At 35.4% G+C, this 13,528-nt stretch carries 11 protein-coding genes; 5 read left to right on the top strand and 6 right to left on the bottom strand.

The window, feature by feature from the left end; genetic code table 11:
• The first annotated feature begins 562 nt into the window (after nt 1-562).
• Together ahpC and ahpF are read left to right on the top strand one after the other, a co-directional pair.
• Nucleotides 563-1,126, top strand: coding sequence for an alkyl hydroperoxide reductase subunit C (ahpC, locus tag JFT89_RS19390; protein ID WP_000924420.1), 564 nt, complete (start codon nt 563-565; stop codon nt 1,124-1,126).
• A gap of 14 nt (nt 1,127-1,140) precedes the next feature.
• A complete protein-coding gene (ahpF, locus tag JFT89_RS19385) occupies nt 1,141-2,667 on the top strand; it encodes an alkyl hydroperoxide reductase subunit F (RefSeq protein WP_002063597.1) in 1,527 nt (508 codons plus the stop codon).
• A gap of 50 nt (nt 2,668-2,717) precedes the next feature.
• Here ahpF and JFT89_RS19380 read toward each other — a convergent pair whose 3' ends face one another.
• Nucleotides 2,718-3,326, bottom strand: a complete 609-nt coding sequence (locus JFT89_RS19380) for an SAM-dependent methyltransferase (protein WP_002063596.1) — start codon at nt 3,324-3,326, stop codon at nt 2,718-2,720.
• A gap of 151 nt (nt 3,327-3,477) precedes the next feature.
• Nucleotides 3,478-4,593 (bottom strand): M20 peptidase aminoacylase family protein, encoded by a 1,116-nt coding sequence (locus tag JFT89_RS19375; protein WP_002063595.1) that lies wholly within the window; start codon nt 4,591-4,593, stop codon nt 3,478-3,480.
• Nucleotides 4,594-4,883: 290 nt separating this feature from the next.
• On the opposite strand from JFT89_RS19375, the gene nhaC reads away from it, so the two are divergent.
• Nucleotides 4,884-6,305, top strand: coding sequence for a Na+/H+ antiporter NhaC (gene nhaC / locus JFT89_RS19370; RefSeq protein WP_002063594.1), 1,422 nt, complete (start codon nt 4,884-4,886; stop codon nt 6,303-6,305).
• Here nhaC and JFT89_RS19365 read toward each other — a convergent pair.
• On the bottom strand, nt 6,302-7,588 hold the full coding sequence (locus tag JFT89_RS19365) for a transcriptional regulator (protein ID WP_201040464.1): 1,287 nt from the start codon (nt 7,586-7,588) through the stop codon (nt 6,302-6,304). The genes nhaC and JFT89_RS19365 overlap by 4 nt on opposite strands.
• Nucleotides 7,589-7,681: 93 nt before the next feature.
• On the opposite strand from JFT89_RS19365, the gene JFT89_RS19360 reads away from it, so the two are divergent.
• Both JFT89_RS19360 and JFT89_RS19355 read left to right on the top strand, forming a co-directional pair.
• Nucleotides 7,682-8,791 (top strand): mandelate racemase/muconate lactonizing enzyme family protein, encoded by a 1,110-nt coding sequence (locus JFT89_RS19360; RefSeq protein WP_002063593.1) that lies wholly within the window; start codon nt 7,682-7,684, stop codon nt 8,789-8,791.
• A gap of 14 nt (nt 8,792-8,805) precedes the next feature.
• On the top strand, nt 8,806-9,501 hold the full coding sequence (locus JFT89_RS19355; protein WP_002063591.1) for a hypothetical protein: 696 nt from the start codon (nt 8,806-8,808) through the stop codon (nt 9,499-9,501).
• A gap of 89 nt (nt 9,502-9,590) precedes the next feature.
• On the opposite strand, the gene JFT89_RS30345 is transcribed toward JFT89_RS19355, so the two are convergent.
• The 3 genes from JFT89_RS30345 to JFT89_RS19345 form a co-directional block, all read right to left on the bottom strand.
• On the bottom strand, nt 9,591-10,979 hold the full coding sequence (locus tag JFT89_RS30345; RefSeq protein WP_242488416.1) for a DEAD/DEAH box helicase: 1,389 nt from the start codon (nt 10,977-10,979) through the stop codon (nt 9,591-9,593).
• Nucleotides 10,980-11,073: 94 nt separating this feature from the next.
• The gene (locus JFT89_RS30340; protein WP_242488415.1) at nt 11,074-12,642 is read right to left on the bottom strand and encodes an AAA family ATPase; all 1,569 of its coding nucleotides are present in this window, start codon (nt 12,640-12,642) and stop codon (nt 11,074-11,076) included.
• Between the two features lie 140 nt (nt 12,643-12,782).
• The gene (locus JFT89_RS19345) at nt 12,783-13,490 is read right to left on the bottom strand and encodes a M48 family metallopeptidase (RefSeq protein ID WP_002063587.1); all 708 of its coding nucleotides are present in this window, start codon (nt 13,488-13,490) and stop codon (nt 12,783-12,785) included.
• Between the last annotated feature and the right edge of the window lie 38 nt (nt 13,491-13,528).

Raw genomic sequence — 13,528 nt, 5'->3', positions numbered from 1 at the left:
CCTTTACGCTTGATGGATTATTTCTTTACATTTAAATTGAGCAAAACAATCTTAGTTATTTCTTACCTCTTTACTCCTTCGCTAAATACTTTATGCTTCAATTTATGTCAAATAAAAGAACACTTAAAATAACAACACGTTTTCAAAAAGATTCCGATTCATTTTGTTTTATTTATTGCAAAATTCTTTGTACAATAAAGTAAGAAGTTACTTTTCAAATACACAATCTACTAAGAAATCTTTCCACTAATAAATTTAATTATCGTTTATACATTTCACTTTCAAATTAAAATTTACGTAGTAAAATACCTTCACCTATGACTATACTCACTCATTTAAAACTAAATTTTCTACTTCTATCACTGCTAAACTACTTCATCATCTCAATTGAGAATAAATATTAATTAAAATTACAATAAAGTGCTACATTCTCCTTGACAAAATAACCACTTTTATATGATAATTAATATCGAATTAGAATTATTATAGTTAATTAAAAAATATATTTTATGAGCAAACTAATTTCCGATGCTCAAAACCAACCTTTAGGAGGAATTTTAATATGTTATTAATCGGCACAGAAGTAAAACCGTTTAAAGCTAATGCTTACCATAATGGAGAATTTATCCAAGTTACTGACGAAAGTTTAAAAGGAAAATGGAGCGTAGTTTGTTTCTACCCAGCAGACTTCACATTCGTTTGTCCAACTGAACTTGAAGACTTACAAAACCAATACGCAACTCTAAAAGACTTAGGCGTTGAAGTATACTCTGTATCTACAGACACTCACTTCACTCACAAAGCATGGCATGATAGCTCAGAAACTATCGGCAAAATCGAATACATTATGATTGGTGACCCAACTCGCACAATCACTACAAACTTCAACGTTTTAATGGAAGAAGAAGGTCTTGCTGCTCGTGGTACATTCATCATCGATCCAGACGGCGTTATCCAATCTATGGAAATCAATGCTGACGGTATCGGCCGTGACGCAAGTATTCTTGTTAACAAGATTAAAGCAGCTCAATACGTACGTAACAACCCAGGTGAAGTTTGTCCAGCTAAATGGCAAGAGGGTTCTGCAACACTTAAACCAAGCCTTGACCTTGTAGGCAAAATCTAAGGAGTTCGATCAAAATGATACTAGATGCAGATATAAAAACACAACTATCCCAATACCTTCAGTTAATGGAGAACGATATTTTACTTAAAGTAAGCGCAGGAGACGATAACGTATCTAAAGATATGTTATCTCTAGTAGATGAATTAGCTACTATGTCATCTAAGATTACAGTAGAAAAAGTTGAACTAGAGAGAACACCAAGCTTTAGCGTAAATCGCCCTGGCGAAGACACTGGTGTCGTATTCGCTGGTATTCCATTAGGACACGAATTTACTTCATTAGTGTTAGCTTTACTACAAGTTAGTGGACGTGCTCCAAAAGTTGAACAAAAATTAATCGATCAAATCAAAAACATTCAAGGCGAATATCATTTTGAATCTTATATCAGCCTAAGTTGTCATAACTGTCCTGATGTTGTACAAGCTCTTAACGTGATGAGCGTTCTAAACTCTGGTATTACACATACTATGATTGATGGCGCTGCATTCAAAGAGGAAGTAGAAAGTAAAGACATCATGGCAGTACCAACTGTTTACCTAAACGGCGAATCTTTCGGAAGCGGTCGTATGACACTTGAAGAAATTTTAGCTAAAATGGGTAACGGTCCAGATGCATCAGAGCTTTCTGATAAAGATCCATACGATGTTCTTGTTGTTGGTGGCGGCCCAGCTGGTGCAAGTGCAGCAATTTATGCAGCACGTAAAGGCATCCGCACTGGTATCGTTGCTGAGCGCTTCGGTGGTCAAGTAATGGATACTATGGGTATTGAGAACTTCATCAGCGTGAAACACACTGAAGGTCCTAAGCTAGTAGCAAGCCTTGAAGAGCACGTAAAAGAATACGACATCGATGTAATAAATCTACAACGTGCGAAACGTTTAGAGAAAAAAGAACTTATTGAAGTGGAACTTGAAAACGGCGCTATTCTGAAAAGTAAGAGCGTAATCGTTTCAACAGGTGCTCGCTGGCGTAATGTTGGCGTACCGGGTGAAGCTGAGTTCAAAAACAAAGGTGTAGCATACTGCCCACACTGTGACGGTCCATTATTCATCGGAAAAGATGTAGCGGTTATCGGCGGTGGTAACTCTGGTATTGAAGCAGCTATCGACTTAGCAGGTATTGTTAAGCACGTAACTGTTCTTGAATTCATGCCAGAATTAAAAGCTGATGCTGTATTACAAGAACGTCTTAACAGCTTACCTAACGTAACTGTTCTGAAAAACGTTCAAACGAAAGAAATCACTGGTACTGATAAAGTAAACGGTATTTCTTACATCGATCGTGAAACTGAAGAAGTTCATCACGTTGAATTACAAGGTGTATTCGTTCAAATCGGTCTTGTGCCAAACACAGACTGGTTAGGCGAAACAGTTGAACGCGTTCGCGGTGAAATCGTAACAGACAAGCACGGCGCTACAAACGTACCAGGAGTGTTTGGTGCAGGTGACTGTACAAATAATCCGTACAAACAAATCATCATCTCTATGGGTTCAGGTGCGAATGCAGCTTTAGGTGCATTTGATTACTTAATCCGTAACTAATTATATAGACCTGAGTTTTAAAAAAGCAGGTGCCAAGGCACCTGCTTTTTTTATAATCCTAATGTATAAACTAAAAATCTCTCATTCCCATTTTTCTCATAAGCACCCGGTAATCTTATTTCCTTCTTCAATTCAAATGCAGTCTGATTCTCCAAGAAGAAAATATAATCTTCAGAAGGGTAGTATAAAATAATATCAATTTCTCTCTCCACCGCTTCTACTGAAAGCAAAATGTTATTTACTACATTCATAAACACTTGGACAGAAAATGGATTGAAGAAATAAAACCGGTTATCACGTGGATCAATCTCATATTCCTGTGCTAAACAACATTCAAATTGAATTTTATCTTTACTGTTTCTTACCTTTCGTGCATAACGATCACGATTATCCATTGCTTCTTTATAAAACTCTTCATTCATTTCAATTCCAACCGCTGAAGCACCACACTTATGGTGCATGTAAAAATTTAATCGTCCTTTTCCGCATCCAAAGTCTACAACTCGATCGCTACTTCTTATTTCATATTGATTCAACAACTCATCTAATCCGCTATATGGCGTCGGTTCATAACGGTGATAATGCATAGACTTATTAAATCCTTTTTGCTCGCCGACAGTTTTTATATTTAATACAGCATCGTAATATTGTTCGTTCATTCGTTTGCTCCTATTAAGAAATATTACTATTATTATACACCACGTACTGAATGCTCATTTTTATCAAATTAATTGGTACGTGAAATTATAATATCGCGAAATCGAATATATCGACTTAACAACAAATTCCTACCAAAAAAACAGGAGCTTTCTAGCCCCTGTCTTCTAATACTTTCAATACAGTTTGTTTCAATATTTCTACTCCATCCATTATACAGCTATGATCAAACTTCATATACGGATGGTGTAATCCAGGTTGTAAGTTCGCCCCTAGTCCAAGCATGACAGCTTTTAAATGGGGTCTTTTCACTGTATAGTAATGGAAATCATCGCTTCCTGTCGTATACAGTGGTCCAGTACATCCCTCTTCCCCGTACACTTCAAGAATGCCTTTCCGCATGAAACGCTCAGCTTCTTCTGACACTTCAGCTCCTGGTGCGAGATCAATCCACTCATAAGAAAGTTTAGATCCCATTGATTCAGCTGACTGAATTACTTGCTCTATTTTTCGCTTCAATTCATCTAGCAATATGTTATTTTCTGCTCTTACATCTAAACTAAAATGTCCGTTACCTGGAATAATATTTAGATTATCACCACCAGCTTGGCATCTCGTCATCTTAACAGAATAAGACGTCTGCGGCGGTAACCATATATTTTTCAATCCAATATTGATCATCGAAATGATATCAATTGCATTTATACCTTGATGTGGGCGTGCCCCGTGTGCATCATCTCCATGAATCATCCCTTCTAAAAATGCTGCAGCTCCGTGACGAATAGATGGGGCTGCTTGTTTCAAAGGCAGTTCTTCAATCGGCCTTAAATGAACACCAAATAAGAAATCAGCATCATCCACGGCGCCCTTCTCTACCATCTTTAAGGAACCATTTCCTTTTTCCTCTGCCGGCTGAAAAATAAATCTAACAGTACCGCTATCCCATCTCATATTTTTCAATTGTAAAATAAGGCCCATCACAATTGTCATATGAGCATCATGGCCGCATGAGTGATTCGCTTTAAATTCTCCGTCTACTTCTTGCCATAGTGCATCCATATCAGCACGAATCGCGATAACTGGATTCCCTCTTCCGATTTCAGCAATCACGCCAGGGCAATCATCAAATATTTTATATGAAATTCCTTCTTCTTTTAGAAAGTTAGTAATATAAGCTGTCGTTTCATATTCCTTCCAGCTTACTTCAGGGTTTTCATGTAAATGCTGAAAAATTTCAGTTAAACGCTCTTGTAGTTCTAATGTTTTCAAAGCTTCATTCTCCTTCCCCTAATTACAAACCATTCAGATTAATTATACTTATGAAAAACAGATGTTTTTATGAACATATTGAATTTTAAGAAAAAAGTCAATTATTTATTTTTTAATACCGTTAATACCCGATTTTCAACTCACCTTATAAAGATATCCATACAAATAGAAGATTCGATATTTTCTGTTTGTATATTGACGCTTACATCTATTTTTAGTTATTATAACTTAATAACGTCTATTTTGCGACAATTCTAAAAATACAAACATACATAATGAGGAGGCAGTTTATGAAAAGAGAAATACCTTTTGGCATAGCAATAATCCCTATTATCATTACAGTTGCAGTTATGATGGTTACAATTGTTGTATTAGAACAAAGCCCTCACGTCCCACTTATTATCGGTACAACCGTTGCTTCGATCGTCGCTTGGCGATACGGTTACAAATGGAATGACATTGAAGAATCGATGTATAAAGGAATTCGCCTTGCATTACCCGCTATCGTTATCATTATTCTTGTAGGTTTAACGATCGGTGCTTGGATTGGCGGCGGAATCGTCGCTACTATGATTTATTACGGCTTAAAACTTTTAACTCCATCACTATTTTTAGTTTCAATTACAATTATTTGTTCTATCGTTGCATTAGCAATCGGTAGCTCTTGGTCTACAATGGGAACAATCGGTGTTGCTGGAATGGGAATTGGCCTAAGTATGGGAATCCCAGCTCCAATGGTTGCCGGTGCTATAATTTCCGGTTCTTATTTTGGCGATAAAATGTCACCGCTTTCAGACACAACAAACTTAGCCGCAGGATTAACAAATACAGATTTATTCGTACATATTCGTCATATGTTATTTACTACAATTCCAGGTTTAATTATTACTCTTATCGTCTATGCTTTATTAGGAAGAAGCTTCGGTGATAACAATATTGATGCAAAAAGCATCGATCAAACGTTACAAGTATTGCAACAAAACTTTGTTATCTCGCCTTTCCTATTAATCATACCCGTAGTCGTTATGGTATTGGTCGCTAAAAAAGTACCAGCTATACCAGCTATTCTCGTAGGTATTATTTTAGGATTTTTATCACAAGTCTTTATTCAAGGTGGTTCTGTCTCAGCATCTGTCGGTGCACTCCAAACTGGATTTGTCATAGACACTGGAAACAAGCTAGTAGACGAACTATTTAACCGCGGTGGCTTAGATTCGATGATGAATACAGTTTCTATGACAATTGTCGCTATGACTTTCGGAGGAGTACTAGAACATACTGGCATTCTTCGCTCAATTGTAAATCAAATTTTAAAATTAGCGACATCATCAAAAGGACTTATCGCTTCTACTATCGCATCTTGCTTTGCAACGAATCTTACTTGCTCTGAACAATATATTTCGATTGTTGTTCCTTCAAGAATGTATGCAAATGCGTACACAGAAAAAGGACTACATTCTAAAAACTTATCCAGAGCATTAGAAGATGGTGGAACATTAACTTCTGTTTTCGTACCTTGGAATACATGTGGTGTATTTATACTCGCAACACTTGGAGTCGGTGCATTCGAATATGCTCCTTATGCTATATTGAATTTCATCGTACCTATTATCTCAATCATTTATGGTATAACTGGCTTCACAATTACGAAGCTATCTGATATTGAGAAAGCAGACCTACTGAAAAAACAAAAAGCACAACTAGAAGCTTAAAATTTTTGAAACGAATACAACGGTAAATTCAGCTCATATATTGCGCGAGGGCGCCCTTGTTGATAGGGCATTTCCTCGCCGCAAATATTGGCATACCTGTAATCAACTAATTTCTTTAACAGCCTTTCCGTCGATCGCCGAGTCACTTGTAAGTACTCAGAAAGATCGGCCGCTGTAAATTTCAATGATGGATGCGATTGACTAAATTGAATGATTTTTGATAAGTTTGCAGGACTAAGCTTCGTTTCCTTCGCTATTTTCATTAATTCTGGATTATCGTTTTTTAAACTTTGTACTCTCTGTTCTTTCGGGAACGGACCAAATAATTCTTTATCACTTGTTAGTATATAAAAGCAGCGTTCTATCGGATTATTCCTTGCGAAACCTTGAGCGATTTTTGCATTTTTTTCCGCTTCATTTACTGTTTTACCGTAACCAAATCCAACAGACACTGCGCTTTCTATATTCATAAATAAACGAGCTATCGTATTTGTTTTTATACTCAATTCAATATCACCACGAGTTGTATACAAAATAAAAGTCATTTCATCAACTTGTTTAAATGAACCACGTAATTCTTTTGAAATTACATTTAATTGTTCAAGCGAGCTTTCTTGTAACTCTATAAAGGATATAATACAAGCACCAACAGTAGCTGAATGGCTTTTTGCTAACTCAGCTTTTATTTTTGCATCTTTTAACCCATGTATAATTGATTGCGTCGGATCTATCATGCGCTCTGAAGGAATACCTATTTTTTGAAGTTCATCGTAGACAGCGTGAATACTAGTTAAAGCTAAATCAACCTCTCCTGATTGATATTTAGCTAAATGAAAATCAATGATTCTCTTAATTTCATCATTACTCCATAACATATTTTCATAATCCATCACTTGCGGCGTTTCTTTTAGACCGATGTCATGGAACACATTTGTAATAAACGAACGATCTACTAAATCAATTGAAATTTTATGAGGTTGAATACCTTGATGATATAATATAGAAAGAAGTGAAGATGCGACAGTTGTCTCGTCTTGCTGCAAATATACACTTGGAATTGGTAATTGTTCTCTTATTTCTTTTGCCATATAATAAGGTAAAGCACCTGAGAAAAAGATAACATCACAAGGTTTTAAAGGTTTTAAACGTTTTAATATTTCGGAAGATTCTGCCGGGTGAAGGTAAATATATGGATCAATCTCTATCTCTTCTAGTTTATGAGCAATAGGTAAAAGATTCTCCATAAACTTTTTTGAACCGACAACTGCAATTTTTATCATCATTTTCTCTAACTCCTTATCATCAATTAACGACTATTTAACGTCAACTATATCAAATGTACAAAACCATTGTAAACAGGAAGGGGTCTTTATTCAATGAAAATTACAGCTATTCATCTTTACGCAATTCGTTTACCACTTCGCGATCCGTTTGTTATTAGTTATGGTTCTTATTCTGATATGCCTTCTATTATCGTCAAAATGGAAACAGATGAAGGCATTATCGGTTACGGTGAAGGCGTTGCTGATGATCACGTTACAGGTGAATCATGGGAAAGTACTTTCCATGTTTTAAAACATACACTAGCTCCTGCTCTAATTGGGAAAAATCCAATGAATATCGAAAAAATACACGATATGATGGACAATACAATTTACGGTATTCCTACTGCGAAAGCTGCGATTGATATCGCTTGTTTTGATATACTGGGTAAAAAACTAAATCAACCTGTATATCAATTAATTGGAGGACGCTACCATGAAGAATTTCCTGTCACTCACGTCTTAAGTATCGCCGATCCAGAAAATATGGCTGAAGAAGCGGCTTCCATGATTAAGAAAGGTTACCAATCTTTCAAAATGAAAGTCGGCACGAATGTAAAAGAAGATGTAAAACGAATTGAAGCTGTACGTGAACGTGTAGGAAATGATATCGCGATTCGTGTTGATGTAAACCAAGGCTGGAAAAATAGCGCAAACACATTAACAGCACTTCGTTCATTAGGTCATTTAAACATCGACTGGATTGAACAGCCTGTTGTCGCAGACGATATTGATGCAATGGCTCATATTCGTTCGAAAACAGATCTTCCGCTTATGATTGATGAAGGACTAAAAGGCTCTCGTGAAATGCGCCAAATTATTAAATTAGACGCAGCTGATAAAGTGAATATAAAACTAATGAAATGCGGCGGCATATATCCAGCTGTAAAACTCGCTCATCAAGCTGAAATGGCAGGCATTGAATGCCAAGTTGGATCCATGGTCGAATCATCTGTTGCCTCTTCCGCAGGATTCCATGTCGCTTTCTCAAAAAAAATCATTACTAGCGTCGAGCTAACAGGACCATTAAAATTCACGAAAGACATCGGAAACTTACATTACGACGTACCATTTATTCGCTTAAACGAAAAGCCGGGACTCGGCATTGAAATAAACGAAAATACATTACAAGAACTAACCGTCTTTCAAGACGTTGTACGCTAAAGGAGGACTAACGCATGACGATTCTTTACGAAGGAACATTAAAACAAAACGAACAACCATTTCACGTTACATTACTATCACTAGAGCACATCGAACAAATTTTATCATTACAAAACGTTATAGTTGAAGCGCTAGAAGATAAAGGTCGTTTACAACCACTCTCGCTAGAAGAATTTCAATACATTCTAGAAGGAAACGGCATGATGATCGGGGCGTTTATACAAAACGAGCTCATCGCATTTCGTGCCCTACTAGTCCCTCCTATCGACGATGAACATTTAGGGCTTGATATTGGTCTACCAGAAAGTCAGCTACACCGCGTCATCTATCAAGAAATCTCAAACGTTCATCCGAACTGCCGAGGAAATGGCATGCAAAAAATATTAGCCACAGTCATCATGGATGAATTACAAAAAGAAGACAGCCAGTACGACTATGTTTGTTGCACCGTTGCACCTTTCAACATCCCTAGTTTAAAAGATAAGTTTGCGCAAGGTATGGAAATTGCTGCACTGAAGGAGAAGTATGGCGGGAGTATGCGGTATGTTTTTGTGAAGGAATTGCGTAAGGACACAGAAAGAGATTGGACGGATGTTAAAGATGTTCCGATGAGTGATGCTGATGAACAGCAGGCGTTGCTTTCGGAGGGGTATCGTGGGTATGAGATGTTAAAACTAGATAATACTTTTTTCGTTAAATTCTCCAAATAATCACCTATTATTATAAAAAAACAAATGACCAATGCATCTTATTTTTCATTGGTCATTTGAATTAATGTACCCATAACCTATAAATAATTTTACTTATTCATTGAATGGATATTTTCCCTCTGAACCTCATCTACATTATCTACTATAGATTTATAATACGGTTTCTGAGAAAATCGTTTATAATCACCTACCACATAAAATTCCTTTTTGGCTCTTGTAACTGCAACATTTAACAAATTAGGCTTCGAACATGACCAATTAGCCGCACTATCGCTATTCATATCTGTTCCAGTTATAAAATAAACAACATCTGCTTCCTTTCCTTGAAATGTATGAACAGTACCTATAGAGTTTTTCAAGAAATTTTTAATTAACGTACGAGAGATGTTCATATCCTTCAATTTACTTTCCAACTCTTGTTTCATACTATCCTTTACTGCAGTAAAAGGAGAAATTATGTATACATTTGGCGGTTTTGAAATATTTGTCCATAGGCGCACAATATGCTCTATTACTAATTTTCCTTGTTGCTCTACAAATTGGCGATCTGTAGTCAAACCTTTACAGTCAAACCACACACTCTTTCCTCGCTCTTTTTGAGCTAATACCATTTTATTTTCGTAAGCTATTTCATTAGCTATTGTAAACATTGGATCTAAACACCTTCTATGAACCCATAATGGTGTTCCAATCCATTGTCGAGAATTATTAAATGTACCATATGGATTTGCTAAATCTGCCAATGTTTGAACAGAACTTCCCATATCAATATATCTATTATCTATACTAAAATATTTTCTAATATCACCTAAAATTGTTTGGTCGATTGTGACAACTGGCTCAATTTGAATGGGGTCCCCGACTACTATTACATTCTTTGCTCTCCACATAGCACCAGCTGCCTGTTGCGGACTTGCCTGTCCTGCTTCATCTATAAATAGATAATTAATGCTATCCTTTCCTATACCTTTATACATAGAACTAAAACTTGCAAAAGTCGTACTGATTAAAGGGGTAATTAAATGAATTGTTTCCCAAATATTTTTTAAATACCTTTTATTCTCCGCATCATCCAAATTTAACTTTGTGCGATTATTAAGTAAGCGTATAGTGGATTTAATCGCTTTAAAATTGAACGCAAGTAGTAACTTATGAATTTTCATAGCCTTTAAAAACAGCAAGCCTCTTTCAAAGTTCAATTCATCAGTAAGCCAAATTGTATTTAGTTGACGATATTCATATGCCTCTTTTAAATTTGACCAATACTCTTCACTCGGTAGTACTATACCTTGTTCTTTATAATAATTTTGTTGCTCTATAAAAATAGAATTCTCTACCTTTATTTTCTCTATTATCTTCTTATTATCTTTTATTTGTTCCCCTTTTAAATAAGCTTCTTCCTGTTTTCCCTTTAATTCAGAAATAATATCATTTAATTCCTTTTCTAACTCCCGTTTTTTAACGTTTTTCTTGCCCAAAAGCCTTTTAAAAAAGATAGCTTAGGTACCATTTGAATTTGTTGCTCTGTCAGCTTTCTTTGTACTTCTAAATACTCACATCTGTTATCTATCTTTATTTTCTCTTCTTCAAATATAAGGATTTGTTCTTTCTTTTTTCTAATGAGTCACTCAAAGATAAATTCCCCTTATAATTATTAGAGAATTTTTGAAGTTCTTCTTTTTTCTTACGTATCGATTCAAAAACATTTTGAAAATCTTTAACCGCATTTTCCCAGTTTTCTAATGTTATTATTTCGCTCTCTTCTTCTAGTTGTTGTATAAACCCTTTTCCATTCTCCTTTGATTTATACAAAGTTTGACCAAAGTTATAAATATTTTCTGACTTCCCAAGAACCCCCGAAAATAGGCCCCATGTTTTTATCTCATCTCCTAAAAGATCTTGCGCTACTGATGAATACATTTCTAGTTCGCTTGCCTCTTCAGCATACAAAGCATCATAATAATTCGGTTCCTTTTCATTAGACGTACGTATTACTTCCTTTTCTTTTGGCAAATCCTTTGAAATATTTTCAACAGCCCCGTTATTACTTGATGCAACTACCATTGAATATTCCCTTAAATTAGGAGACAATATGTATATTGGATAATGATAGTCGTCTACCTTAATTGTTTTCTCTTTTTGAAATGCTTGGGTAGGATCTTTAAACTTTATTATTTCCTTTGCCCTTTCAACTACAATATTTGCAAAAACATCTTTTAACAATGTAGTTTTACCTGTTCCCGGTGGCCCATTAACAGAACTAATTTGTTGATTACTATTTAAAATCTGGTTAACAGCTACTTGCTGCATCAATGATAATCTATGTTCTACAGGTGATGGCCAACGTCCATCGGGTATATAGCTAGGTTGTAAAATCATTTCAATATATTCCCGATTCTCATTTATATCTATACGTTTTTCAGTATTCACTCCCTGAATAAACTGACGAAGTGCTTCATTTTCCCCTTTTTCCAGTATATTAACCAAATCTCTTAAATAAAAACTATTAAAATTTTGAATAGGAACTTTCTTATCCGCTTTAACTACTTTAAGTTCCAAATAATGTATATCATTATCTTCTACTTGATAAAAATAACGTTGGTAAATTTGCTGAACTTTGATTAAGGCCTCGCTTGTTACTCCATTAATAAAAGTATTTTTTATCTCTTCCTCAAACAACTTTAATTGACCTTCAAATTGAACAAGAAGATTACTATAATAATTTTCCGTATTCTGTATCATCCTTTTTATTACATACATAAGCAAAGGAACAAATACTGAACCTGTAATATAGTTCCCTTCATCATCTACAGAAAAAGAAAAGCCAAATAATGTTTTATAATCTTTATTAATAACCTCGTCACTATTTTTTAAAATTCCCCTTATAAAATCAACTAGTTTATAATGCTCAAAACAAGACATATAGTACTGATATTGCACTTTATATTTCTCTTCATCTTTCAATTGATTTTCTTCCCAAGGATATTCCTCAAGTTGTATTAACTTTGTTCTATTTCTATCTTGATTATCTTTAAAATAACCCTTTTTTATTCTTTCTTCCTTACCAGGAACTTCACTTGGATTTAATGACTCTATCAAATGCCACGCTTGAAGGACTGATTTCACATTATTTGTTTGCATTATCTCACTCCCACCACAATAATATTCCATTTTAATCCATTTATATTCTTGATAATATCACAATGCACTGAAAATTAATAACTCTATATGATTCAAATAATAATATGCATTTACACAATACCTCGGGTCGGGAACTCCTACTAAACCGTCATCTTCCAACTAGATAACGCTAACCAGTTTTCCATTTCCTTATAATCAGGCATTATCTTCCCGACAAGACGCCAAAAAGAGCGATCATGATTTAAATGAACCATATGACACATTTCATGAACAACTACATAATCAATTACCCTCTGAGGTGCCATTGCTAGTTTCCAATTGAATGTTAGTTGTAGATTTGAATCACAAGTTCCCCACGTACGACTACTATCTGTAATACGAATAGAACGCGGTTTTGTTTTAAAGTTGTTTTGATGCGCTTTAATACTCTTTTCCACTACCGCCTTACACTGCTTATAATAAAATCGCTTCAAAGCTTGCTGGATTTTCTCATCCTTAAGCTCTTTCACATAAATATGTAGCTTATCCCCTTCAAACACTGCATTGTCTTGCGTAATACTTACATCTTGAGAAACCTGTATCGGATATGTGTTTCCTAAATACAGAAAACCCTCTCCTTGATCATAACCTTTTTCCTGTGGTCCAAGCGCTCGCTCCTGCATTTCCTTACGTGTTGCCTGAATCCAATCCCATTTCTCCTCTAACAATTGGACTAAGTATTCAACAGGTGTACCTTTCGGGGCTTGCACCTCAACATTTCCGTAAGAATCTACATAAAGACGCACCGACTTTTTCTTCTTATAAGTTATATGAAAATTAATTGTCTCACCTAAATATGTATGTACCATTTCATCACCTAACGTATTCGTTCATAATTATTTTTACA

It is taken from the genome of Bacillus sp. TH25, assembly GCF_016650935.1.
GTDB lineage: Bacteria > Bacillota > Bacilli > Bacillales > Bacillaceae_G > Bacillus_A > Bacillus_A mycoides.
Note: the sequence above shows the minus strand (reverse complement) of the source record. Positions and strands in the feature narration are given on the sequence as shown.